Raw genomic sequence first — 24,931 nt, 5'->3', positions numbered from 1 at the left:
TTTTGTCTTGGGGTTTTATATCCTGCCAAGTAACAGCAAGACCAACAGCACCACCAACACCACGCCAATAATGCCCGAAGGGCCATAACCCCAACTTCTGGAGTGCGGGAAGACCGGCAGACCACCGATCAGCAACAGGATCAGGATAATGATAAGAATTGTGCCCATGTCGATTTCCTTGTTTATAGCGTTCGAGAAGTCTTGGTATTCAAGGGCGACTGGAGGCTAACTAATTCCAGACGGCTTACAAATTCCGACCGGTGCGTATGAAAGAAAATTCAATGTTTTTTTAATGTATTTGGATGACTCGTTTATTTCCTTTGAAGCGCGAGATCAAAAGATCGCAGCCTTCGGCAGCTCCTACAGGGAACTGATGCAGGAGCTGCCAAAGGCTGCGATCTTTTGATCCTGTATTCAGCATTCTGATGGAGCGTGGGTGGCCAGTGTTCCTTCGCTACACTCCGCGCATCTCCTACAGAACAACAAGGCTGTCTGCTATGCAAAATCGCATGATGATCACGGGTGCGGGCTCAGGTTTAGGTCGCGAACTTGCACTGCGCTGGGCGCGTGAAGGCTGGCAGCTGGCCTTGTCCGACGTCAGCGAGCCTGGCCTGCAGGAAACCCTGAAGCGGGTGCGCGAGGCCGGTGGCGACGGGTTCATCCAGCGCTGTGATGTGCGTGATTACAGCCAGCTCACCGCGTTTGCCCAGGCTTGCGAAGTGAAGCTCGGCGGTATCGATGTCATCGTCAACAACGCCGGTGTGGCGTCCGGCGGGTTCTTCAGCGAGCTGTCGCTGGAGGATTGGGACTGGCAGATCGCGATCAACCTGATGGGCGTGGTCAAAGGCTGCAAGGCCTTCCTGCCGCTGCTGGAAAAGAGCAAAGGCAAGATCATCAACATTGCTTCGATGGCGGCATTGATGCAGGGCCCGGCGATGAGCAATTACAACGTGGCCAAGGCCGGTGTGGTGGCGCTGTCTGAAAGTTTGCTGGTGGAACTGGCGCAGCAGGAAGTCGGGGTGCATGTGGTCTGCCCGTCGTTCTTCCAGACCAACTTGCTCGACTCGTTCCGTGGCCCGACGCCAGCCATGAAAGCGCAGGTTGGCAAGTTGCTGGAAAGTTCGCCGATCAGCGCAGCCGACATCGCCGACTACATTTATCAGCAAGTGGCCGCCGGCGAGTTCATGATCCTGCCGCACGAGCAGGGACGCATGGCCTGGGCGATCAAGCAGAAGAATCCGCAACTGATCTACAACGAAATGACCACCATGGCCGATAAAATGCGCGCCAAGGCCAAACAAACCAACGGCTGAACTTGCCCCATGGGTGTCGCGTCGCTAGGGTGGCCGCAATGGTCACCCTGTCGAGAGGCATCAATGCTCAATTACCTGTGGTTCTTCCTCGCGGCGCTGTTTGAAATCGCCGGTTGTTTCGCCTTTTTCATGTGGTTGCGTCAGGGCAAAAGTGCCTTGTGGGTGATCCCGGCACTGCTCAGCCTGACGCTGTTCGCCCTGTTGCTGACCCGTGTCGAAGCGGCTTACGCCGGTCGCGCCTATGCCGCCTATGGCGGGATCTACATCGTCGCGTCGATTGGCTGGCTGGCAGTGGTTGAACGGGTGCGTCCCTTGGGTTCGGACTGGATCGGCGTGGCGCTGTGCGTGATCGGCGCCAGTGTGATCCTGTTCGGGCCGCGGTTTAGCGCCGCGTGAGGCGAGACTGTTTAGCGATTTGCAGGAAACGTCTGACGGGCGCAGCGCTTGCGGGTGTAGGGCAAGACTGAATTGCTCGCCGCGCATTGTAGAGCGGGCGTGCACCGCGCATCTTCAGGGCTGGTTAACCCTTGAAGGACGAACTCCATGCTTGTACTCAGCCGTGTTGTGGGCGAGTTGATTTCCATCGGTGACGACATTTCCCTGCGGGTGTTGTCCGTCAACGGCTCCAGTGTGCGCTTTGGTGTCGAAGCGCCGCAGAAGATCAATGTGCACCGTTCGGAAGTCTATGAGCGGATTCAGCGCAAACAGGCCACCGAGAAGGTCCGCTAGTCGAACAGGTGCTTGGGCACGTCGTGTTTGAGCATCAGTTGGCATTGTTCGCTTTCCGGGTCGAAAACGATCAGCGCCTGGCCTTTGGTCAACGCCTGGCGGACGCGCAGCACGCGGGTTTCCAGCGGCGTGTCATCACCGTTGTCGGTGCCATCGCGAGTGACAAAGTCCTCGATCAGGCGGGTGAGGGTGTCGACTTCTAGAGCGTCGTGGGGAATCAGCATGGGCACCTCGGTTCAATCAATGGCGGGATGCTACGGCGATTGGTGGCTGGCTGCCAGTTTTGTGTGGGCAGTATCGGCTCTATCGCTGGCAAGCCAGCTCCCACAGGGTTTGATGGTGTACACAAACAACTGATCCACCCCGAAAACTGTGGGAGCTGGCTTGCCAGCGATGGGGCCAGTCCAGCCACCACGGAAGCCCGGATCAACTGTCGGAGCGCTGCCCCACCAGACTGTCCACCGAAGGCACCCGCGTATCGCTCTCCATTTGCGTGTCATGCTCGATCTGGTGACTGAAGCGATCCAGCGAAGCATTGGCCGGCGCGGCATCGCTGGCAAATACCGGCGGGCTCAGAATGTACGCTCCAAGCAAACGACTGAGCGCCGCCAGACTGTCGATGTGCGTGCGCTCGTAACCATGGGTTGCATCACAACCGAAGGCGAGCAGGGCCGTGCGGATGTCGTGCCCGGCGGTCACCGCCGAATGCGCGTCGCTGAAGTAATAGCGGAACAGGTCGCGCCTTACCGGCAGTTCGTTTTCACTGGCCAGACGCAGTAAATGTCGCGACAGGTGATAGTCATAAGGGCCACCGGAATCCTGCATCGCTACGCTCACCGCGTGCTCACTGGAATGTTGGCCCGGAGCAACCGGCGCAATGTCAATGCCGACGAATTCGCTGACATCCCACGGCAAGGCCGCCGCCGCACCGCTGCCGGTTTCTTCGGTGATGGTGAACAGCGGGTGACAGTCGATCATCAGTTCCTGACCGCTGTCGACGATGGCTTTGAGCGCGGCGAGCAGCGCGGCGACACCCGCCTTGTCGTCGAGGTGGCGGGCGCTGATGTGGCCGCTGTCGGTGAACTCCGGCAACGGGTCGAACGCCACCACGTCGCCGACACTGATGCCCAGCGAGTCGCAATCGGCCTTGGTTGCGCAATACGCATCCAGACGCAGTTCGACGTGATCCCAACTGATCGGCATCTCGTCCACGGCGGTGTTGAACGCGTGCCCGGAGGCCATCAACGGCAACACGCTGCCGCGAATCACGCCGTTGTCGGTGAACAGGCTGACGCGGCTGCCCTCGGCAAACCGGCTCGACCAGCAGCCGACCGGGGCCAGGGTCAGGCGACCGTTGTCTTTCACCGCGCGCACTGCAGCACCAATGGTGTCGAGATGTGCGGAAACGGCGCGGTCGGGGCTGTTTTTCTTGCCCTTGAGCGTGGCGCGGATGGTGCCGCGACGGGTCATTTCGAAAGGGATACCGAGTTCTTCCAGACGCTCGGCGACGTAGCGCACGATGGTGTCGGTGAAGCCCGTGGGGCTGGGGATGGCGAGCATTTCCAGCAGGACTTTTTGCAGGTAGTTCAGATCCGGTTCGGGAATTTGTGTGGTCATGGAAACTCCTGATGAGTTGAGGCGCATCGATGGTTTCGATGAGGGAATTTGTGTTGCCTGTCAGGGCCTCATCGCTGGCAAGCCAGCTCCCACAGTGATGGGGTACACCGATAAACCTGTGGGAGCTGGCTTGCCAGCGATGGGGCCGTTTCAGGCTCTACATGATCAAGAAACAGCCGGCTGACTGTGCGGAAACAACAGATCGACAAAGCGCTCCGCCGTCGGCTGCGGCTCGTGATTGGCCAGGCCGGCGCGTTCGTTGGCTTCGATAAACACGTACTCCGCTTGATCCGCCGCCGGCACCATCAAGTCGAGGCCGACCATTGGAATGTCCAGCGCCCGCGCTGCGCGGACGGCGGCATCGACCAGGGTCGGGTGCAGAATCGCCGTGACGTCTTCCAGCGTGCCGCCGGTGTGCAGATTGGCGGTGCGGCGCACAAACAGGTGTTCGCCCGCCGGCAAAATAGTGCTGTAGTCATAACCGGCCGCGTGCAGGGTGCGCTGGGTTTCGTGGTCCAGCGGGATCTTGCTCTCGCCCCCGGTGGCGGCTTGCCGGCGTCGACTCTGGGCCTCGATCAATGCACCGATCGAATGATGGCCGTCACCGACCACCTCGGCGGGACGACGAATCGCTGCCGCCACCACTTCAAAACCGATCACCAGAATCCGCAGGTCGAGGCCTTCGTGGAAGCTTTCGAGCAGTACGCGGCTGTCAAAACGCTTGGCGGCTTCGATGGCCTGCTGCACCTCTTCGATGCTCTGCAAATCCACCGCCACGCCCTGGCCCTGTTCACCGTCGAGCGGCTTGACCACCACCCGCTGATGCTCATCAAGAAACGCCAGGTTGTCGTCGGCGTTGCCCGCCAGTTGCTGCGAGGGCAGCTTCAGGCCGGCGCCTTTCAACACTTTGTGAGTCAGGCTTTTGTCTTGGCACAGACTCATGCTGATCGCGCTGGTCAGGTCGCTCAGCGATTCGCGGCAACGCACGCGACGTCCGCCATGGCTGAGGGTGAACAGCCCGGCTTCGGCGTCGTCCACCTGCACGTCGATGCCGCGCCGGTGCGCTTCCTCGACGATGATCCGCGCGTAAGGGTTGAAGTTGGCTTCCGGCCCGGGCCCGAGGAACAGCGTCTGATTGATGCCGTTCTTGCGTTTGATGGCGAAGGTCGAGAGGTTGCGAAAGCCGAGTTTGGCATAGAGATTCTTGGCCTGACGGTTGTCATGCAACACCGACAAATCCAGATAACTCAGGCCGCGGCTCATGAAGTGTTCGATCAAATGCCGCACCAGCACTTCACCGACACCGGGCCGCGAGCACTGTGGATCCACCGCCAGGCACCACAGGCTGCTGCCGTGTTCCGGATCGTTGAAGGCTTTCTGGTGATTGAGGCCCATGACGCTGCCGATCACCGCGCCGCTGTCTTCATCTTCGGCCAGCCAATAAACCGGGCCGCCCTGATGATGCGGAGTCAGGCGCGTGGCATCGATCGGCAACATGCCGCGTGCCTGATACAGCAGATTGATTGCCTGCCAGTCCGCTTCGCTCTGCGCGCGGCGAATGCGGAAGCCGCGAAACACGCGGGTGGCCTGGCGGTAATCGCTGAACCACAGGCGCAGGGTATCGGACGGGTCGAGAAACAGTTGCGTCGGTTCGAGCCCGAGAATCTGTTGCGGTGCGGCAACGTACAGAGCGATATCGCGTTCGCCGGGCTGCTCGTTGAGCAGTTCCTGGGCCAGTGTCGCCGGATCAGGAAAGGTGTGACCGATCAGCAGCCGGCCCCAGCCGCAATGCACGGCAATGGGGTCGGCGCCCAGTGTGCTGCCGTCTTCGGCCAGACGCGCCTGCAAGCGTTCATACGACGGTGTCTGGCCGCGCAACAGGCGTTGATTGATAGCCGTGGCGTGAGGTTTCATCAATCAGATTCCTTGTTCACTGAGCCACAGGTTCAGGGCCGCCAGTTGCCACAGTTTCGAACCGCGCAAAGGCGTCAGTTGGCCTTGCGGATCCGTCAGCAGTTTGTCGAGCATGGCCGAGTTGAACAGGCCGCGATCCTGGCTCGGATCCAGCAGCAGTTCACGCACCCAGTTCAGGGTGTCGCCTTGCAAATGCTTGAGGCCCGGCACCGGGAAGTAACCTTTCTTGCGGTCGATCACTTCGCTTGGAATCACCAGCCGTGCAGCTTCTTTGAGCACCTGTTTGCCGCCATCGGGCAGCTTGAACTGGCCGGGAATCCGCGCTGACAGTTCAACCAGTCGATAGTCGAGAAACGGCGTGCGCGCCTCCAGACCCCAAGCCATGGTCATGTTGTCGACGCGTTTGACCGGGTCGTCCACCAGCATCACCGTGCTGTCCAGACGCAGCGCTTTATCCACCGCGGCCTCGGCGCCGGGTTGGGCGAAATGCTCTTTCACGAAGTCGCCAGCGGCGTCATTCGCGGTCAGCCATTTCGGTTGCACGGTGGCGGCGTAGTCGTCGTAGCTGCGGTCAAAAAACGCCGCGCGATAGGCTGCATACGGATCCGCTGCGCCGTCGACTTGCGGATACCAGTGATAACCGGCGAACAGCTCATCCGCGCCCTGGCCGCTCTGCACCACTTTGCAATGCTTGGCCACTTCGCGCGACAGCAGATAGAAGGCGATGCAGTCGTGGCTGACCATCGGCTCGCTCATCGCGCGGAACGCCGCGGGCAGTTGCTCGATGATCTCTTTTTCGTCGATGCGCAATTGATGGTGCTGCGTGCCGTAGTGTCTGGCGATCAGATCGGAATACTGGAATTCGTCACCGCGCTCGCCGCCGGCATCCTGGAAGCCGATGGAAAAGGTCGACAGGTTTTCCACACCGACTTCACGCAACAGGCCGACGAGCATGCTCGAATCGACACCGCCGGACAGCAGCACGCCGACATCCACTGCCGCCCGTTGACGAATCGCTACCGCTTCGCGGGTGCTGTCGAGCACGCGGTCGCGCCAGTCTTCGAGGGTCAGGTTTTTCTCGTCGTCGTGCGGGCCGTAGGGCAGGGTCCACCAGGTTTTCTGTTCGGTGCGGCCATCAGCCTCGACGCGCATCCAGGTCGCCGGTGGCAGCTTTTCGATGCCCGCGAGCAAAGTGCGTGGAGCCGGCACCACTGCATGGAAATTCAGGTAGTGATTGAGCGCCACCGGATCGAGGATCGGGTTGATGTCGCCGCCCTTGAGCAGTGCCGGCAGGGCCGAGGCAAAGCGCAAACGCTGGCCGGTGCGCGACAGGTACAAAGGCTTCACGCCGAGGCGGTCACGAGCGATGAACAGGCGCTGCGCATCGCGTTCCCAGATGGCGAAGGCGAACATGCCGTTGAGTTTTGGCAGCAGCGCTTCGCCCCAGGCGTGGTAGCCCTTGAGCAGCACTTCGGTGTCACCACCGGAATAGAAGGCATAGCCGAGCGCTTCGAGTTCGGCACGCAGTTCCGGGAAGTTGTAGATCGCGCCGTTGAAGGCCAGGGACAAGCCCAGCTGGCTGTCGATCATCGGCTGCGCCGAGCCGTCCGACAGGTCCATGATTTTCAGGCGACGATGGCCCAGGGCAATCGGCCCTTGGGCATGGAAGCCCCACGCGTCGGGGCCGCGAGGGGCCAGGTGATGGGTGATTCGCTCTACCGCTGCAAGGTCTGCAGGTTGATGATCAAAACGTAACTCGCCAGCTAATCCGCACATAAAGTCCTTACCGGTTTTTCCGTTGGGGAGGGGTGATTCAAGTCTGGCCAAAATGGCCGGTACTCAGAAACTGACCCGCTGCAGATGTGGGAGTTTTAGAACGATGAGTTATAAGAGGCGGCGACTGACCAGCGGCCAGCCGCCATTTTTCATTTGCCGCGAATCAACGTGCGCAACGCGAAACGGTTGGGATGGCACGCCTCGGCGACGCTTTTGGGCAGTGGCAGCGGCTCGTTGTCCAGCCACGCCGCGAGCAGTTCGCCCGACAGCGGCGCGGTGATCAGCCCGCGTGAACCATGGCCACTGTTGACGTACAGGCCATCGAGCCACGGGCAGGCGATGTCCGGCACTTGGCGCGCATCCTTGCTCAACGCGGCATAGGCCTCGGCGAAGGCTTCGCGGTCGGCGAGGGGGCCGACAATCGGCAGATAGTCAGGACTGGTGCAGCGGAATGCGGCGCGTCCTTCCAGGGTTTCCGGGGGCAGCCCATTGATGTGCAGACGCGCTACCAGATCGCTGGAGATCTCTTTGAGCATCGCCAGATTGCCCAGGTGTTCGGCGGTGGTCGGTGTCAGGTCATCGCTGTTGAAGTCGAAGCTGGCGCCAAGCGTGTGTTCGCCCAGACGTGCCGGGGCGACATAACCTTCGGCGCAGACCACGGTGCGCAGCGCCTGGCTCTCGGCGGTTTGCGGCAGGCGCGTGATCTGCCCGCGAATGCGCTTGAGCGGCAGCTCGGCACTTTGCGCAAAGCGTTTGATCTCCGCTGCGCCGGCCAGCACCACCACTGGCGCGCTGGCGAGCACCCGTTCGCCATCGAGGGCTTGCCACTGTCCCTCGACCTTGCGCAGTTCGAGCACTTCGTGGTGCTTGAGCAGTTCGATGTTCGCTTGCGCGGCTTGTGCCTGGCACAGCGCGGGCGGATGCACCCAGCCCCCTTCGGGATAGTACAAACCGCCATGGGCCAGACCGATGCCGGCCTGAATCTCGGCTTGCGGCTGATCGAGCCAGTGCACCAGGTCTTCCGGGAATGCCGCGGCCAGTTGCGCCTGACGCTCGGCTTCCTTGGCATTGAACGCCAGTTGCAGCACGCCGCAATCGTCCCAGTCGGTGCCGCGTTGCAGGGTTTCCAGCAGACGGCGGGTGTAGCCGAAGCCGCTGACGATCAGTTGTGACAACGCTGTGCCGTGGGCCGACAACTTCAGGTACAGCACGCCCTGTGGATTGCCTGACGCTTCCTGCGCCACCTCGGCATGCCGCTCCAGCAGACTGACCTGCCAACCGCGCGCCGCGAGGCTGGCGGCCGTGGCACAACCGGCCAGTCCGGCGCCGATTACCAGCGCCCGACGGTCAGCGGTCAGCGGAGCAGGGCGGGCGAACCACGGTTTGTCCGGCAGCGGGGGCGCGACGTCCTGCGGCCAGCCGAGAAACTCGCCGCGCAGGATCTCCCACTTGTGGCCGATGCCCGGTGTGCGTTTCATCTTGAACCCGGCGGCGTTGAGCAGACGCCGCACCCAACCGGTGCTGGTGAAGGTACTGATGGTCGAGCCGGGCGCCGCCAGTCGAGCCAGTTCGACGAACAGTTCGGCGGTCCACATGTCGGAGTTTTTCGCCGGAGCGAAACCGTCGAGAAACCACGCGTCAATCTGCGCATCGAGTTGCGGCAATTGTTCCAGCGCATCGCCGATCAGCAGCGTCAGCGTGACCCGGCCGTTGCCGAGGACGATCCGCTGAAAGCCCTGATGGATTGCCACGTAATGGGTCAGCAGTTGATCGGCCAGCGGCTTGAGTTGCGGCCACAGGGCCAGAGCCCGCTGCAGATCCGCCGGACTCAACGGGTACTTTTCGACACTGACAAAATGCAGCCGCGCACCAGCTACTGCGTGCTGCTCGAACAGTTGCCAGGCGCAGAGAAAATTCAGCCCGGTGCCAAACCCGGTTTCACCGATCACCAGTCGCCCGTGCGCCGGCAACGCGGCAAAGCGCTCGGCCAGGCGATTCTGTTCGAGGAACACGTAACGGGTTTCATCCAGCCCCGACTGGTCGGAAAAATACACATCATCGAACACCCGCGAACGCGGGCGTCCTTGGTCATCCCAGTCGAGTTGGGCGTGGGGCAGTACAGGTTTCATGGCAGGCTCGGCAACGACAAGGCGGCCATTCTAGCTGATTGGGTGGAAGGGGCTTGATCCATGGCAAGGCCTGGCTGCGCAGCCTCGAAGACAATCGATGATTTGGGCGCTGATCAGAGCAACCTGTGGCGAGGGGATTTATCCCCGATCGGCTGCGCAGCAGTCGCAATCCCGCTACCAGCGTGCATCTGGCGTTGAATGGCTTTGGGGCCGCTGCGCTGCCCATCGGGGATAAATCCCCTCACCACAGAGTTTTTCTTGAAGCCAAAAGGAGCGGAATTTCTCCGTCGTACCCATGCCCAATCCGCTAGTCTTGCTGAATCCTGGAAGGAGCCGTGCCCATGTTTGAATCCGCCGAAATCGGCCATGCCATCGACAAAGAGACTTACGATGCGGCTGTGCCTGCCTTGCGTGAAGCACTGCTGGAAGCGCAGTTCGAATTGCAGCAGCAGAAGCGTTTCCCGGTGATCATCCTGATCAACGGCATTGAGGGCGCCGGCAAGGGCGAGACCGTCAAGTTGCTCAACGAGTGGATGGACCCGCGTCTGATCGAGGTGCGCACCTTCGATCAGCAGACCGATGAAGAGCTGGCGCATCCACCGGCGTGGCGTTACTGGCGGATGCTCCCGGCCAAGGGGCGGATGGGCGTGTTCTTCGGCAACTGGTACAGCCAGATGCTTCAGGGGCGAGTCCACGGCCTGTTCAAGGATCCGCGTCTGGATCAGGCGATCAACGCCGCCGAACGTCTGGAAAAGATGCTCTGCGATGAAGGCGCGCTGATCTTCAAGTTCTGGTTTCACCTGTCCAAGAAACAGATGAAGGCCCGCCTCAAGGCGCTGGCCGACGACCCGCTGCACAGTTGGCGCATCAGCCCGCTGGACTGGCAGCAATCGCAGACCTACGACAAGTTCGTCAAATACGGCGAGCGCGTGTTGCGCCGCACCAGCCGCGACTATGCGCCCTGGCACATCATCGAAGGTCTGGACGCCAACTACCGCAGCCTCGCGGTGGGCAAGATTCTGCTGGAGGGCTTGCAGAATGCGCTCAAGCGTACTGAGGTGCATACCGAAGAGGTCAACGCCGCCCCGTTGGGCACTGCCGTCGACGAACTCAACCTGCTCGACAGCCTCGACCTGAACCAGCAGCTGGAAAAGAAAGATTACGAAGAACAACTGATTACCGAGCAGGCGCGGCTGTCCGGGTTGATGCGTGACAAGCGCATGCGTCGCCATGCGTTGGTGGCGGTGTTCGAAGGCAATGATGCGGCGGGCAAGGGCGGGGCGATCCGCCGGGTGGCGGCGGCGCTCGATCCGCGTCAGTACAGCATCGTGCCGATTGCCGCGCCGACCGAAGAGGAGCGCGCGCAGCCGTATCTGTGGCGCTTCTGGCGACATTTGCCGGCACGCGGCAAGTTCACCGTGTTTGATCGCTCCTGGTATGGCCGGGTGCTGGTGGAGCGGGTCGAAGGCTTTTGCAGCCCGGCCGACTGGTTGCGCGCCTACAGCGAGATCAATGACTTCGAAGAGCAGATCGCCGACGCCGGGGTCATCGTCGTCAAGTTCTGGCTGGCGATCGATAAGGACACGCAGATGGAACGTTTCCAGGCCCGCGAGCAGATCCCGTTCAAGCGCTTCAAGATCACCGAGGACGACTGGCGCAACCGCGACAAGTGGGACGCCTACCGCGCCGCCGTGGGCGACATGGTCGACCGCACCAGCACCGAGATTTCGCCGTGGACGCTAGTCGAGGCCAATGACAAACGCTGGGCGCGGGTCAAGGTCCTGCGCACGATCAACCGCGCGCTCGAAGAGGCGTTCGAGAAGTCCGACAAGCGCGCGAAAAAACACAAGGACTGAGCCGATGGGCACGCATACGCGGGGTGAATGATTGTCGCGGTCGGCGGTGGGGTGGACTTATCCTCGGTTGACTCTCCTGCGACAACAACAATTGAGGTATGCCATGCGTGAAGTGGTGATCGTCGACAGCGTGCGGACCGGCCTGGCCAAGTCCTTTCGCGGCAAGTTCAACCAGACCCGTCCCGATGACATGGCGGCCCATTGCGTCAATGCGCTGCTGTCGCGCAACGACATCGACCCGGCCAGCGTCGAGGACTGCATTGTCGGCGCCGGCTCCAACGAGGGCGCGCAGGGTTACAACATCGGCCGCAACGTGGCGGTGCTTTCGCAGCTGGGCACGAATGTGGCCGGCATGACCCTCAACCGTTTTTGCTCCTCGGGTTTGCAGGCGATTGCGATTGCCGCCAACCAGATTGCTTCCGGTTGCAGCGACATCATCGTCGCCGGTGGCGTCGAGTCGATCAGCCTGACCCTGAAAAGCGTCAACACCGATCACCTGATCAATCCGCTGCTCAAGCAGCAGGTGCCGGGCATCTACTACACCATGGGGCAGACCGCTGAAGTGGTGGCGCGTCGTTATGACGTGAGTCGCGAGGCGCAGGATCGCTATGCGCTGCAAAGCCAGTTGCGCACCGCCCAGGCTCAGGCGGCCGGGCTGTTCGATGACGAAATTGTGCCGATGGCGGTCAAGTACCGGGTCGAGGACAAGAACAGCGGCGAGGTGCAGATCCTCGACGGCATCGTCGATCGCGACGACTGCAACCGCCCGGACACCACCTATGACAGCCTCGCCGGACTGAAGCCGGTGTTTGCCGAAGACGGCTCGGTCACCGCCGGCAACTCGTCGCAGTTGTCTGACGGCGCGTCGATGACGCTGGTGATGAGCCTGGAAAAAGCCCTGCAACTGGGGCTCAAGCCGAAGGCGTTTTTCCGCGGCTTCACCGTGGCCGGTTGCGAGCCGGACGAAATGGGCATCGGCCCGGTGTTCTCGGTGCCGAAACTGCTCAAGGCCAAGGGCCTGCAAGTGGCCGATATCGATCTGTGGGAACTGAACGAGGCGTTTGCTTCACAGTGCCTGTATGCCCGCGACCGTCTGGAGCTCGACAACGAAAAATACAACGTCAACGGCGGCTCGATTTCCATCGGCCACCCGTTCGGCATGACCGGCTCGCGGCAGGTCGGACATCTGGTGCGTGAGTTGCAACGGCGCAATCTGCGTTACGGCATCGTGACCATGTGCGTGGGGGGCGGGATGGGGGCGACGGGGTTGTTTGAGGCTGTTCGGTAAGCCTGAAGATAATAGTCGGCATTCAAGCCGTCATCGCTGGCAAGCCAGCTCCCACAGGTTCTGCAGGTGTTGCCTGTATTTGTGAACACCCTGGAACACTGTGGGAGCTGGCTTGCCAGCGATGGGATCAACCTGATGACCGATTGGAATCCACAACCTGCATCCGCGCGATATACGCTTTTATTTCCTGCTCCGCCTTCTCCGGGGAATCGAACGGCCCTTCAAGGGTGTTCTCCCGCGTACAGAAAAACAGTTCGCCATTGACCCGGCACATCCGCTCACTGCGAAAGTGGGTGGCGGGGGCGCTGTCCTGGGCGCGCATTCCATACATGATCGGCCTCCTTGGTTGATGCGCTGAAAGGGATCCAATGAGCTTATGCCTGAAGCACTTGGTGCGCCCGGTCAGCCGATCAACGGCAAAGCGTCAATTTAATGCTGCGACCTGCACAGTTTCATTCGCGGCCTGGCCCGAACTGTCCCTGTGTTGCGCCTGCGCGCGGGCCTAGAATGACCGCTCTCGTCAGCAGGCTTTGGGGTTCGCATGCACATTTCATCCGGTCGCTGGGTTTACGGTCTGTTCCTGGCGCTGCTGACGGCGTTCTTGTGGGGCATTCTGCCAATCAAGCTCAAACAGGTGTTGCAGGTGATGGACCCGATCACCGTGACCTGGTTTCGTCTGTTGGTCTCCGGTGGTTGCCTGTTTATTTATCTGGCGTCGGTAAAGCGTCTGCCGAGCCGCAAGGTCCTCGGCCCCCGGGGCGGCTGGCTGGTGTTAATGGCGGTGCTCGGGCTGGTGGGCAACTACGTGCTGTACCTGATGGGGCTCAATCTGCTCAGCCCCGGTACCGCGCAACTGGTGGTGCAGATGGGGCCGATCATGTTGCTGATCGCCAGCCTGTTTGTGTTCAAGGAGCGCTTCAGCATCGGTCAGGGCATCGGGCTGGCGGTGCTGCTGATCGGCTTCGTGCTGTTTTTCAATCAGCGGCTGGCCGAGTTGCTGACGTCGTTGTCGGACTACACCGCCGGCGTGTTGCTGGTGCTGTTGGCCTCGACGGTCTGGACCTTCTACGCGCTGGGTCAGAAGCAATTGCTCACGGTGTGGAATTCGCTGCAGGTGATGATGGTGATTTACCTGTTCTGCGCTTTGTTGCTGACGCCGTGGGTGCATCCGCTCAAAGCGCTGGAATTGAGCCCGTTGCAGGGCTGGCTGCTGCTGGCTTGCTGCATGAACACGCTGATTGCCTACGGTGCCTTTGCCGAGGCGCTGGCGCATTGGGAGGCCTCGCGGGTCAGTGCGACGCTGGCGATCACGCCATTGGTGACCTTTGGCGCGGTGGCGATTGCCGCCGCGGTGTGGCCGGACTATGTGCATGCCGAGCAGATCAACGGTCTGGGCTATGGCGGGGCGGTGCTGGTGGTGTTGGGGTCGGCGCTGGTGGCGCTGGGGCCGTCGTTGATTGCCGGGCTGAAAGCGCGGCGCATGCGGGTGGCCTGAAAAGCAAAAGATCGCAGCCTGCGGCAGCTCCTACAGTTGGAATGCGTTCCCCTGTAGGAGCTGTCGCAGGCTGCGATCTTTTTGCTGTTAGCCCTTGGCGCCAGCCTCGATCATGTTCTCCGGCCGCACCCAGGCATCGAACTCCTCATCGGTCAGATAGCCCAGCTGCAGTGCCGCCTCACGCAAGGTCAGGCCTTCGCCGTAAGCCTTCTTGGCGATTTCTGCCGACTTGTCGTAGCCGATGTGCGGGTTCAACGCGGTCACCAGCATCAGGCCACGTTCCAGGTGCTGCGCCATGACCTGCGCATCCGGCTCGAGCCCGGCGATGCAGTGCTGCTGGAAGTTGCTGCAGCCGTCGGCGAGCAGGCGAATCGATTGCAGCACGTTGTGAATGATCACCGGTTTGTACACGTTCAGTTGCAGGTGCCCCTGACTGGCGGCGATGCCGATGGTGACATCGTTGCCCAATACCTGGCAGGCGAGCATCGACAGCGCTTCGCACTGGGTCGGGTTGACCTTGCCGGGCATGATCGAGCTGCCCGGTTCGTTGGCCGGCAATTTCACTTCGGCCAATCCGGCGCGGGGGCCGGAGCCGAGCAGGCGCAAGTCGTTGGCGATTTTCATCAGCGCCACGGCGAGGGTCTTCAGAGCACCGGACAGACTGGTCAGCGGCTCATGCCCGGCCAGCGCGGCAAATTTGTTCGGCGCGGTGACGAACGGCAGGCCGGACAGTGCGGCAAGCTCGGCGGCAATCGCTTCGCCAAAACCGTGCGGCGAATTCAGGCCGGTGCCGACGGCAGTGCCACCCTGCGCCAGTTCGCACACCGCCGGCAGTGCCGCACGGATCGCTCGCTCGGCGTAATCCAGTTGCGCTATGAACCCGGACAACTCCTGACCGAAGGTGATCGGCGTCGCGTCCATCATGTGCGTACGGCCGGTCTTCACCAGTTTCATGTGGCGCGCCGCCAGTTCGGCCAGACCGCCGGACAGCTCCGCAATCGCGGGCAGCAATTGCTCCTGCACGGCTTTGGCCGTGGCGATGCTCATGGCGGTGGGGAAGCAATCGTTGGAGCTTTGCGAGCGGTTGACGTGATCGTTGGGGTGCACCGGCGTCTTGCCGCCGCGCGGGTTGCCGGCCAGTTCGTTGGCCCGGCCGGCGATCACTTCGTTGACGTTCATGTTGCTCTGGGTGCCGCTGCCGGTCTGCCAGACCACCAGCGGAAACTGGTCGTCGTGCTGGCCGTCGAGGACTTCGTCGGCGGCCTGTTCGATCAGGCGGGCGATGTCGGCGGGCAGGTCGCCGTTGCGGTCGTTGACCCGGGCGGCGGCTTTCTTGATCAGGGCCAGCGCGTGCAATACCGGCAGCGGCATGCGTTCCTGACCAATGGCGAAGTTGATCAGCGAGCGTTGCGTCTGAGCACCCCAGTAGGCGTCGTCCGGGACTTCGATCTGGCCCAGGCTGTCGGTTTCGATACGGCTCATCGTGCACACTCCTGTTGGTCTGTTTGCGCAGTTTAGGCCCGGTCAGGCCCAGGTGGTTCCCTCGAACCGATTGTTGACCGGCAAAACCCCGCCAATCAAGCACGGCAAGGCCCGGGGGTTGAGCCACGAGGTTTTTTAGGCGCAGAATGGTCGCCCTTGGGGTTTGACCTCGCCTAGCTGAAAAGGAAACTCGATGACTCGTCTTCGTGCCATCTGCACCGCGGTTGCACTGGTTTGCGCCAGCGGCCAGGTGCTTGCCGATACCGCCAGCCACAACGCCAGTGCTGAAGCTTTCCTGACCCTGGCGCACGCTGACAAGCTGGGCACTCCGGTGTACATGCAAGTGCAGCAAATGTTCGCTCAGCGTTTTGAACAGACCAAAGCCCCGGAATCCAAGAAAGCCGTACTGGAAACCTACCAGGCCAAGGCCAACGCCGCGCTGGACCAGGCCATCGGCTGGAACAAGCTCAAGCCTGACATGGTCAAGCTCTACACCAGCAATTTCAGCGAATCGGAGCTGAAAGACCTGGTTGCGTTCTATCAGTCGCCACTGGGCAAGAAAGTCCTGGAAAAAATGCCGCAGCTGACCCAGCAATCGGCCCAGATGACTCAGGCCAAACTGGAAAGCGCCGTGCCAGTCGTCAACAAGCTGCTCGACGACATGACCAACGAGCTGGCACCGAAAGGCGCTGCGCCGGCCAAGAAGAAGTAAGCGGAGTTCGTGATGAGCATGCAACAACGCATCGAATCGACGCTGGCTCTGCTTCAGCCTGAACATTTGCAGGTGCTGGACGAAAGCCACATGCACAGTCGCGGGTTGCAGACCCACTTCAAGGCGGTGGTGGTCAGCGCGCAGTTCGAAGGCCTGAACCGGGTCAAACGCCACCAGAAAGTCTACGGCACGCTCGGCGAGCTGATGGGCGAGTTCCATGCGTTGGCGCTGCACACCTACACCCCGCAGGAATGGGCAGAAGTCGGCGCCGCTCCGGCGTCGCCGACCTGTGCCGGCGGTAGCAAACATTAAGATCAAAAGATCGCAGCCTGCGGCAGCTCCTACACTGGATTGAGTTCCCTGTAGGAGCTGCCGCAGGCAGCGATCTTTTTTGCTAGAATCCGCAACGCGCCGCTCAGCCGGCGCGTTTTTTTTGAATCCGGTTCACCCTTTGCGAGGGTAGCCACCTGGAGAAATACCCATGACACAACCGATTGTCGTGGCGGCACTGTATAAGTTCGTCACCCTCGAAGATTACGTTGACCTGCGCGAGCCACTGCTCAAGGCGATGGTCGACAACGGCATCAAAGGCACGCTGCTGATCGCCGAAGAAGGCATCAACGGCACCGTGTCCGGCAGCCGCGAAGGCATCGATGGCCTGCTCGCGTGGCTGAAGAACGACCCGCGCATGATCGACATTGACCACAAAGAGTCGTACTGCGAAGAGCAGCCGTTCTACCGCACCAAGGTCAAGCTGAAGAAAGAGATCGTTACCCTCGGCGTCGAAGGCGTGGACCCGAACAAGAAGGTCGGCACTTACGTCGAGCCGCAGGACTGGAACGCGCTGATCAGCGACCCGCAAGTGCTGCTGATCGACACCCGCAACGACTACGAAGTGGCAATCGGCACCTTCGAAGGCGCCATCGATCCGAAAACCACCAGTTTTCGTGAATTCCCCGACTACATCAAAGAGCACTTCGACCCGGCCGTGCACAAGAAAGTCGCGATGTTCTGCACCGGCGGCATTCGCTGCGAAAAAGCCTCCAGCTACATGTTGGGCGAGGGTTTCGAAGAGGTTTACCACCTCAAGGGCGGTATCCTGAAGTACCTCGAAGAAGTGCCGCAGGAAGAAACCAAGTGGCAGGGCGACTGCTTCGTCTTCGACAACCGCGTGACCGTGCGTCACGACCTCAGCGAAGGCGACTACGATCAATGCCATGCCTGCCGCACACCGGTCAGTGTTGAAGATCGTGCCTCCGAACATTACGTGGCCGGTATCAGCTGCCCGCATTGCTGGGACAAGCTGAGCGAGAAAACCCGCCGCAGCGCCATCGATCGGCAGAAGCAGATCGAACTGGCCAAGGCGCGCAACATGCCGCACCCGATCGGCTACAACTATAAACAAGCATCCACCGAGGCCTGATCATGACTGCGCGCCTGCTCTATGTGATGGATCCGATGTGTTCCTGGTGCTGGGGGTTCGCTCCGGTCGCCAAGGCATTGGTCGAGCAGGCGCAGGCAGCGGGAGTGGAGCTGCATCTGGTGGTCGGCGGCTTGCGCACCGGTAGCGGTGCGGCGCTGGAGCCGACCACGCGGCGCTACATCCTTGAGCATTGGCAGGCGGTCACCGAGGCCACCGGGCAGCCGTTCAAGTTCGACGGCGCCTTGCCCGACGGTTTTGTCTACGACACCGAGCCGGCCTGCCGCGCGATCGTTACCGCGCGCAGCCTGGCACCGGATTGCGCTTGGACGCTGGTCGGCCTGATCCAGCAGGCGTTTTACGCTGAAGGTCGCGATGTCACCCAGGCCAGTGTGCTGGTGGAGCTGGCTGAAAAGGCTGGCGTGCCGCGCATCGAATTTGCTGCCTTGTTTGATCATGCCGACCAACACAAAGCGACTCAGGCGGATTTCACTTGGGTGCAGGATCTGGGCATTGCCGGATTCCCGACCCTGCTCGCCGAGCGCAATGGCCAACTGGCCTTGCTGACCAACGGCTATCAACCGCTCAGTGAGCTGTCGCCATTGCTCGGCCGCTGGCTGGAGCGCGCAGCCTGTGCCTGACCGGGCCGATGACACGCCAGCCGTAAAGCGTGTCGACCGGCTGAGCTGGGCAGAAGTCCGGCGCCTGGCACTGCATCACAAAAAATCCCTGTGGATCGCCAACGGCGTGGCCGTGCTGGCGACTTTGTGCAGCGTGCCGATTCCGTTGCTGTTGCCGTTGCTGGTGGACGAAGTCCTGCTCGGCCATGGCGATGCCGCGCTGAAAGTCATGAACCATGTGTTGCCGTCGATGTGGCAGCAGGCGGCGGGTTATATCGGCCTGATGCTGCTGGTCACCCTGACGCTGCGTTGCAGCGCCCTGTGTTTTGGCGTGTTGCAGGCGCGGCTGTTTGCCCGGCTGGCGAAAGACATCGTCTACCGTATTCGCGTGCGCCTGATCGAGCGCCTGAAAAGGATTTCCCTCGGCGAATATGAAAGCCTCGGCAGCGGCACCGTGACCACGCATCTGGTCACCGATCTGGACACTCTCGACAAATTCGTCGGCGAAACCCTCAGCCGGTTTCTGGTGGCGATGCTGACCCTGGTTGGCACCGCCAGCATTCTGATGTGGATGCACTGGAAACTGGCGCTGCTGATCCTGCTGTTCAACCCGTTGGTGATCTACGCCACGGTGCAACTGGGCAAGCGGGTCAAGCACCTGAAGAAACTGGAGAACGACAGCACCTCGCGTTTCACTCAGGCCTTGAGCGAAACCCTTGATGCGATCCAGGAGGTGCGCGCCGGCAACCGTCAGGGCTTCTTCCTCGGGCGACTCGGCTTGCGCGCGCAGGAAGTGCGTAACTATGCGGTCAATTCGCAGTGGAAGACCGATGCGTCGAACCGCGCCAGTGGTCTGCTGTTCCAGTTCGGCATCGACATCTTCCGCGCGGCAGCGATGCTCACGGTGCTGTTCTCCGACCTGTCGATCGGGCAGATGCTCGCGGTGTTCAGTTACCTGTGGTTCATGATCGGCCCGGTCGAGCAACTGCTCAATCTGCAATACGCCTACTACGCAGCGGGCGGCGCGCTGGCGCGGATCAACGAACTGCTGGCGCGGGCTGACGAGCCGCAGTACCCGGGTGGCGTCGACCCGTTCAAGGGCCGTGAAACCGTGGGCATCGAGGTGCAGGGGCTGAGCTTCGGTTACGGCGATGAACTGGTGGTGGATCAGATGAACCTGTCCATTGCTCCCGGTGAAAAAGTCGCGATTGTCGGTGCCAGTGGCGGCGGCAAGAGCACGCTGGTGCAGTTGCTGCTCGGGTTGTACACGCCGTTGTCCGGCACCATTCGTTTCGGCGGTTCGACCCAGCAGGAAATCGGCCTGGAACTGATTCGCGAAAACGTCGCGGTGGTGCTGCAGCATCCGGCGCTGTTCAACGACACCGTGCGCGCCAATCTGACCATGGGCCGCACCCGCAGCGACGAAGCCTGCTGGCAGGCACTGGAAATCGCCCAGCTGGAGGCGACCATCCGCGCCTTGCCGGATGGCCTGGACAGTATCGTTGGACGTTCCGGCGTACGCCTGTCCGGCGGTCAGCGCCAGCGTCTGGCAATTGCGCGGATGATCCTCGCCGAGCCGAAAGTGGTGATCCTCGACGAAGCCACCTCGGCCCTCGATGCCGCTACCGAATACAACCTGCATCAGGCCATGGCGCGCTTCCTCAGCGGCCGCACCACGCTGATCATTGCCCATCGCCTGTCGGCGGTGAAGCAGGCCGATCGCGTGCTGGTGTTCGATGGCGGGCAAGTGGCCGAGGATGGCGACCACCAGCAACTGATCGCCGATGGCGGCCTCTACGCCAAGCTCTACGGCCACTTGCAGCGTCTGTAATCAGCCCCACAGCACCTGCAACGCTGTCTCGCCGCCATCATGGCCGAACTGCTTCATCACCACCGAACAGGATTCGCACGGGCGCATGGTTGTCGCGATGTCGACCGAGCGGATCTCCTTCGGATCGGGGTATTTCTCGCGCAGCACGCTGATCAGTTTGCTTTCGCTGTCCAGCGAGGTCGGCCGGCTGGTCTGCGTTGGCTGATAGGTTTTCAGATCCTTGATGGTCAGCGGCACGGCCAGTAATTGCCCTTGCTCGGTCACCTCCAGCGAGGTGCGCGGGAAGGCCGGGTTGTAGTCGATATTGATGTAAGTGGTGTTGCCGATCCGTACATGATTGGCGCCCATGTGGCGAAACAGCGGCAGGCGCTGGGTGCTGCCCTGAGCGCCGGAGACACTGACGTAGACTTCCCGTTTACCGCTGGCCGTGGTGACTTCGGCGTAGGCGATGTTGCGGGCGTTGAGTGGCCGTTCACGCACGGGCAACAGGTTGTGCAGTTTCTGCATGGCACTGTCGATACGCAGTGCCGCGTTGTTGGCCGGGTTGATCGTCGGTGACAGGAACAACGTGTCGAAAATCTCTGCGGTTTTCTGCCGCAAGGCTTCCGGCGCTTCCTTGCTGCGCGCCCACGTGACGGCGCCTTCGGGCAGGCGGGTGACGATCATCCGGGTCGAGTGATCAAACATCAGCGCCTCGCCCGGACTGGTGTCGACTTTCAGCCATTTCAGATGGTTGGCCGGACTGGCCGTGGTGCCGATGGGAATCGCGATCTGCTCCATGGCCTGCATCGCGCGCTGCACCGATTCGAGGCCATGGATGCGCACGATGTTATTGGCGTGCAGCGAGCCGGTGTAGACGGTCAGCAGTTCCGCACCGAGGCTGCCGTCGACCAGTTCGGCGGGGGCCAGGCGTTTGAATGTCAGCTGCCCGACCGGGACTTCGCCGTTGGCGAAAGTGGCGAGGTAGTACTCATGGTTGTTGACCCGGAAAAATACATGGGTGGCCGAGTCGTCGATGGCCGGCAGCAGCACTGCGCCGACCTGATGTGAATCATTGATCCCGTCGTAGGTACCGCCGGTTTTTATCCGGGCATAAATACCTTTGCGAAACTGCAGCGTGGCTTGAATCTGCTGTCTTGGCATCAGCTTGCCCTGATTGAAGCCCAGGCGATGCAGGTCGCCGGTGAACAATCGCGGGCGGTTATCGATGATTTGATAAAGCCTGGCATCTACCGCCAGGAACGTTCCTTTTTGCCGGGGCAGGGCGGCGGGCTCCGAAATCCGCTCGCCAAACCACGGCGCGTAACCCTTTTCCCTGTCGATCGTGCCGAGGGCGGGGATCGGGGCGGGTTCTGCGGTGATGTAGCTGACGCGGCAGTCGCTCGCGCCCGGTGCACGACGGACCCGGCATGGCAGCAGTGTCCAGTGCTGACTGTCATCGAGCAGATCGACCCGGCGCAGTTCATCGCCGTCGAGTCGATAGGGCACATCATCGATCAATACCGTGGTGCGTCCGCCAGCCTCGGGCATGAGTTCGATGCGCGTATCGGGCGCCAGCTCGATATCGACTTGATTATCGGTTTTTTTCACGACGCTGTAATGCGAACGCCCCAGCGAAAAATCGTTTTCGTGTGCGAGTAACTGAGGCCCGTAAGGGCGGTCGGACAGCGGATCGAGCAGGTGATACCGGGAACCGCCGACGTTGCGTACCGGTACGTCGTCAATGCCCCTGACCACCGCCAATTGATCGGCAGGGTTCAGCGCTTTCCACCGACCGGCATCCAGCGCCTGGGGCAGGCTGCGTATCACGTCATAGTCAGCGCTTCTGCCGGCCAGTCTCTTCAGACGCGCCACGGCGCGGTGTTCCAGATGCGCCACGGCCCGCACGGCGCCGATCACGCCTCGGCCTCCGAGCTTGAGCAAGGCAGGCACAGCGTCCAGCGGATTGAGGTTTCTCAAGCTCGAAACCAGCAGGTTCTTCGACAATTGCGCCATGCGTGGCAGTGCGACGCGAATCGCCATTCTTCCTGCCACGGCTGCAAGACGGATGCTGCCGGCGACAAATTTGCCCAAGGGAATCGCGAACGAGACGATATCGAGGAACAGGCCGAGTACGCCCAGTGCGCGTTTCTCCGGACTGTCCGATTGCAGGTCTTCGAGACTGCCCCAGAACGGAATAAAGCCCTTGAGGGCATGAATCCAGTGCGTTTTGCTGGTGTCTTGTTCGAAGCGGGTTTTTCCCCAGGCGTCGCTGCGCAGCGCCTGCTCGTCGACATAGAACAGCTGCGTCGCGATGAATGAAGCGATTTGCGCAGTGCGTGGCGAAGTAAAGCTCAGGTTCGGCGAACTGTCGTGATGGGCCGCCGGGATCATCGAAACCGGGAGCGGCTTGCCCAGTGGTTCGAGGATGGCGATGCACCTGGCGTCGGGGGCGGGGGACGAACCGTTCCAGTGTGCTTGTCGATCAAATGGCAGGCGGCGGGCGATGAGGCGAGTGATGCGCTGGGCCTTGGTGCGTCCACGTTTAGGGGCAAGTGGTGGCATTAACAGACCGCCAATATGGGTACCGTCCAGATCTGCACGGTGGCGAATGATGCCGGCGCGCGGCAGGCATTCGTAGAAGCGGGACGGGCCCTGATACGTCACCTGCAGGACGAAACCCATGCGTGCCCGACGTGGCAGGATATTTTCCGCTGTTTCCAGGTGTGCCTCGATGTGCCGCGTCTGATCCCTGAGGCTGTGAATCCTCACTTCGCCGTGCTCCAGTGCCCGCCGTTCAGCCCACGGTAGCGTGACCAATAATGACTTGATCAAATATTCATAGGCTTCGCGGGTCTTGCTCAGATAGTCGTCGAACTGCCGGTCAAACTCTGTCTTGATCTCGGGCAGGGTGCAATTGCTCGGGAAGCGTGAAAGGCGTCGGCCCCGATATTCGGTGTCGACAAAACCACTTTGCAGCCTGCCTTGCGGATTCAGGCTGATCCATTCGCTGGCGTTGCGGCCATCGCTGCTGACGTACCAGCGCGTGTCGTTGTTCAGCCCGCCAGAGGCATAGACCTCCAGCAGCGGCCAGGTATGCAATGCCACATCTTCGGTATCGATAATGTTGCGTCGGGTACGGTTGCGCGCTGAGTGATGGTAGCGTTTGAGGCGAATCGTCGTGTGATCGTACAGATCGTTGGCCAGTGCCTTGTCCAGTTCTTGTTGTGCCAGAGTGAGTCTGCGTGGCGGCTCGGTGTCCAGTTGCAGGATCGCCGCGTTCAGTTGTTTCTCGTGGTCTTCCAGAGCGTGCAGCGGCGCCTGACCGTCGGAGGCTTCGCTCGCGACAGCCAACGCTCCGGTGGCTGCGGTCCAGGTACGTGCGGCAGCCGCTCGGGTCATGGCGATCAGGGATTGCAGGTCGCTGCTGGCGTTTTGACTTTTGTGCAGCGGCAGATCCACCAGTTGCTGGAAGCTCAAATACTCCAGCAACCCTGGATCAAGGGCATGAGCGAGGTGCACGCCATGCACGAAATTGACCCAGACCACCGAGCTGGCGTAAGGCAAGTCGTCAGGGATGTCGCGCACTTGAAATTCCGGTCCGAATTGCGCCAGGCAGACCCATCCCAGCAGGTGTTTTTCGATCGTCGTCGAGGTTCGGTCAGAATCCTCCAGATGCTGTAGAAAGTCCCGGCGAATGGTGGCGTAGCCGGCTCCGTAGTGAGCGCGTTGTTCGAGCGCAAAACCGGCCACTTCGGTCGAGCTGTGGTTGCCGGGCAGTTCGTACCACAGGCATAACGCTTCGAGCAGTAAACGCAGGCCGATATCGGGGACGGTCAGTTCATCGGGACGGGCACCGTACCATTGCAGCTTTTGCAGCAAGCGCAAGCCCAGGTCATGGGCCTGCGGGGTGTCGAGCAAGCGCTCCAGGCAGGTGGCGGGCTGCTGCTCCAGTTGCTGGAGGGTAAAAGGAGGCGTGACTTCGCTGGCCAGACTGTCGATGGCCGACAGGGATTTACCGATGAGCCAGGCGCCAATCACATCGTGAGCCGCGGCTTTGTCCTCGTCGCTCATCATTACCGTAAGCGTCGAGAGAGGTCGCAGACTCAGCCGGTGGCTGGCGCACTGTTCTTCGACTTTGCCGATCAGCCGGGTCAGTGCTGCGGCGTCCGGTGCATCCGCAAATGTGAACCCGGACTCACGCAGCAGTTGTGACAGCGGTAGCAGCCTGTCGGAACGCAGGTGTGCGCCTATACTCAGCAACGCTTGCTGAAACGCTTGAACGCTGCTGGAGGCGCGGCTGACGCTGTCGATGACATACCGGTCGACGCTGCCATCGCGACGGTTGAAGGAGAAGCTGCATTGATCAGCCGTGGCGTCGACTTGCAGCAGTGATTCTCTGGATGTCTGCAGGTACGCGGTCAATTGTGGTTCGCCGCTGTTTTCGAACAGCGTCTGCAGCATGTTTTGCGCCTGGTCTTGCGCTGCGCCCAGGCGTGAATGGGCCTGGGGCGCCAGGTAGTAGGACTCCAGTGGAGTCGAAGCGTCGAGGACCGCGCGCAGGGCAGTGATCATTGCGCGGTATTCGCTCTGTTGGGCAGTATGGCGTTGCAGCGCGGTTGAAAGTGACTGCATGGAAGATGGCTCTGGATGATTGAAAGCCGTCAGTGTCGAAGCATTGCGCACCTTGGGTGCGGTACATATGTATGGTCGGTTGCACGCTTCCTGGCTTGCCGGAAGGGGTAACGCCCCCTAGTCTGGCTTTAGCGG

Annotated in this window: 20 protein-coding genes; 11 read left to right on the top strand and 9 right to left on the bottom strand. The window is 61.3% G+C overall.

Going from position 1 to position 24,931, the window contains the following annotated elements; genetic code table 11:
* Positions 1-15: 15 nt before the first annotated feature.
* Complete coding sequence (locus AC193Q_RS12075) at positions 16-174, bottom strand: DUF3309 family protein (RefSeq protein ID WP_169432680.1); 159 nt, start codon at positions 172-174, stop codon at positions 16-18.
* A gap of 323 nt (positions 175-497) precedes the next feature.
* On the opposite strand from AC193Q_RS12075, the gene AC193Q_RS12070 reads away from it, so the two are divergent.
* From AC193Q_RS12070 to csrA, 3 genes are all read left to right on the top strand, one after another.
* Positions 498-1,313 carry an SDR family oxidoreductase gene (locus tag AC193Q_RS12070; protein ID WP_121186609.1) on the top strand — a complete coding sequence of 272 codons (816 nt, stop codon included), beginning with the start codon at positions 498-500 and terminating at the stop codon, positions 1,311-1,313.
* A 63-nt stretch (positions 1,314-1,376) separates the two neighbouring features.
* Positions 1,377-1,709 carry a YnfA family protein gene (locus tag AC193Q_RS12065; RefSeq protein ID WP_003226957.1) on the top strand — a complete coding sequence of 111 codons (333 nt, stop codon included), beginning with the start codon at positions 1,377-1,379 and terminating at the stop codon, positions 1,707-1,709.
* Between the two features lie 147 nt (positions 1,710-1,856).
* Positions 1,857-2,042, top strand: a complete 186-nt coding sequence (csrA, locus tag AC193Q_RS12060) for a carbon storage regulator CsrA (RefSeq protein WP_041069300.1) — start codon at positions 1,857-1,859, stop codon at positions 2,040-2,042.
* Here the strand turns inward: csrA and AC193Q_RS12055 are convergent.
* From AC193Q_RS12055 to mnmC, 5 genes are all read right to left on the bottom strand, one after another.
* Positions 2,039-2,266, bottom strand: a complete 228-nt coding sequence (locus AC193Q_RS12055) for a YheU family protein (RefSeq protein WP_003172962.1) — start codon at positions 2,264-2,266, stop codon at positions 2,039-2,041. The two genes, csrA and AC193Q_RS12055, sit on opposite strands and share 4 nt — an antisense overlap.
* Before the next feature lie 202 nt (positions 2,267-2,468).
* A complete protein-coding gene (locus tag AC193Q_RS12050) occupies positions 2,469-3,659 on the bottom strand; it encodes an osmoprotectant NAGGN system M42 family peptidase (RefSeq protein WP_041069309.1) in 1,191 nt (396 codons plus the stop codon).
* A 165-nt stretch (positions 3,660-3,824) separates the two neighbouring features.
* Positions 3,825-5,573: an N-acetylglutaminylglutamine synthetase gene (gene ngg / locus AC193Q_RS12045; RefSeq protein ID WP_095668613.1), complete on the bottom strand. Its 1,749-nt coding sequence runs from the start codon at positions 5,571-5,573 to the stop codon at positions 3,825-3,827.
* A 3-nt stretch (positions 5,574-5,576) separates the two neighbouring features.
* Entirely contained in the window at positions 5,577-7,349 is a 1,773-nt protein-coding gene (locus AC193Q_RS12040; RefSeq protein WP_121186605.1) for an N-acetylglutaminylglutamine amidotransferase, read from the bottom strand.
* 149 nt (positions 7,350-7,498) lie between these two features.
* The gene (gene mnmC / locus AC193Q_RS12035) at positions 7,499-9,478 is read right to left on the bottom strand and encodes a bifunctional tRNA (5-methylaminomethyl-2-thiouridine)(34)-methyltransferase MnmC2/FAD-dependent 5-carboxymethylaminomethyl-2-thiouridine(34) oxidoreductase MnmC1 (protein ID WP_483879560.1); all 1,980 of its coding nucleotides are present in this window, start codon (positions 9,476-9,478) and stop codon (positions 7,499-7,501) included.
* 341 nt (positions 9,479-9,819) lie between these two features.
* Between mnmC and pap the strand changes: the two genes are divergently transcribed.
* Positions 9,820-11,334: a polyphosphate:AMP phosphotransferase gene (gene pap, locus AC193Q_RS12030; RefSeq protein WP_121186601.1), complete on the top strand. Its 1,515-nt coding sequence runs from the start codon at positions 9,820-9,822 to the stop codon at positions 11,332-11,334.
* Positions 11,335-11,437: 103 nt separating this feature from the next.
* On the top strand, positions 11,438-12,622 hold the full coding sequence (locus tag AC193Q_RS12025; RefSeq protein ID WP_121186599.1) for a thiolase family protein: 1,185 nt from the start codon (positions 11,438-11,440) through the stop codon (positions 12,620-12,622).
* Between the two features lie 127 nt (positions 12,623-12,749).
* Here AC193Q_RS12025 and AC193Q_RS12020 read toward each other — a convergent pair whose 3' ends face one another.
* Positions 12,750-12,953, bottom strand: a complete 204-nt coding sequence (locus AC193Q_RS12020) for a DUF6316 family protein (protein ID WP_121186597.1) — start codon at positions 12,951-12,953, stop codon at positions 12,750-12,752.
* A 210-nt stretch (positions 12,954-13,163) separates the two neighbouring features.
* Here AC193Q_RS12020 and AC193Q_RS12015 point away from each other — a divergent pair, with 210 nt between their 5' ends.
* Positions 13,164-14,117 (top strand): DMT family transporter, encoded by a 954-nt coding sequence (locus AC193Q_RS12015; RefSeq protein WP_047295581.1) that lies wholly within the window; start codon positions 13,164-13,166, stop codon positions 14,115-14,117.
* Positions 14,118-14,204: 87 nt separating this feature from the next.
* Here AC193Q_RS12015 and AC193Q_RS12010 read toward each other — a convergent pair whose 3' ends face one another.
* Positions 14,205-15,599, bottom strand: a complete 1,395-nt coding sequence (locus tag AC193Q_RS12010) for a class II fumarate hydratase (protein ID WP_095668619.1) — start codon at positions 15,597-15,599, stop codon at positions 14,205-14,207.
* A 193-nt stretch (positions 15,600-15,792) separates the two neighbouring features.
* Here AC193Q_RS12010 and AC193Q_RS12005 point away from each other — a divergent pair, with 193 nt between their 5' ends.
* The 5 genes from AC193Q_RS12005 (at position 15,793) to AC193Q_RS11985 (ending at position 20,182) form a co-directional block, all read left to right on the top strand.
* On the top strand, positions 15,793-16,311 hold the full coding sequence (locus tag AC193Q_RS12005) for a DUF2059 domain-containing protein (RefSeq protein WP_003226938.1): 519 nt from the start codon (positions 15,793-15,795) through the stop codon (positions 16,309-16,311).
* 12 nt (positions 16,312-16,323) lie between these two features.
* The gene (locus AC193Q_RS12000) at positions 16,324-16,623 is read left to right on the top strand and encodes a BolA family protein (protein ID WP_041069332.1); all 300 of its coding nucleotides are present in this window, start codon (positions 16,324-16,326) and stop codon (positions 16,621-16,623) included.
* A gap of 169 nt (positions 16,624-16,792) precedes the next feature.
* Entirely contained in the window at positions 16,793-17,734 is a 942-nt protein-coding gene (trhO, locus tag AC193Q_RS11995) for an oxygen-dependent tRNA uridine(34) hydroxylase TrhO (RefSeq protein WP_121186595.1), read from the top strand.
* A 35-nt stretch (positions 17,735-17,769) separates the two neighbouring features.
* The gene (locus tag AC193Q_RS11990) at positions 17,770-18,372 is read left to right on the top strand and encodes a DsbA family protein (protein WP_179295021.1); all 603 of its coding nucleotides are present in this window, start codon (positions 17,770-17,772) and stop codon (positions 18,370-18,372) included.
* Entirely contained in the window at positions 18,365-20,182 is a 1,818-nt protein-coding gene (locus AC193Q_RS11985) for an ABC transporter ATP-binding protein (RefSeq protein WP_047295570.1), read from the top strand. Before AC193Q_RS11990 ends, AC193Q_RS11985 begins: the two co-directional genes overlap by 8 nt.
* Here AC193Q_RS11985 and AC193Q_RS11980 read toward each other — a convergent pair whose 3' ends face one another.
* Positions 20,183-24,796, bottom strand: a complete 4,614-nt coding sequence (locus AC193Q_RS11980) for a hypothetical protein (RefSeq protein WP_483879559.1) — start codon at positions 24,794-24,796, stop codon at positions 20,183-20,185.
* Positions 24,797-24,931: the final 135 nt, after the last annotated feature.

The organism is Pseudomonas sp. F2 (genome assembly GCF_057174385.1).
Note: the sequence above shows the minus strand (reverse complement) of the source record. Positions and strands in the feature narration are given on the sequence as shown.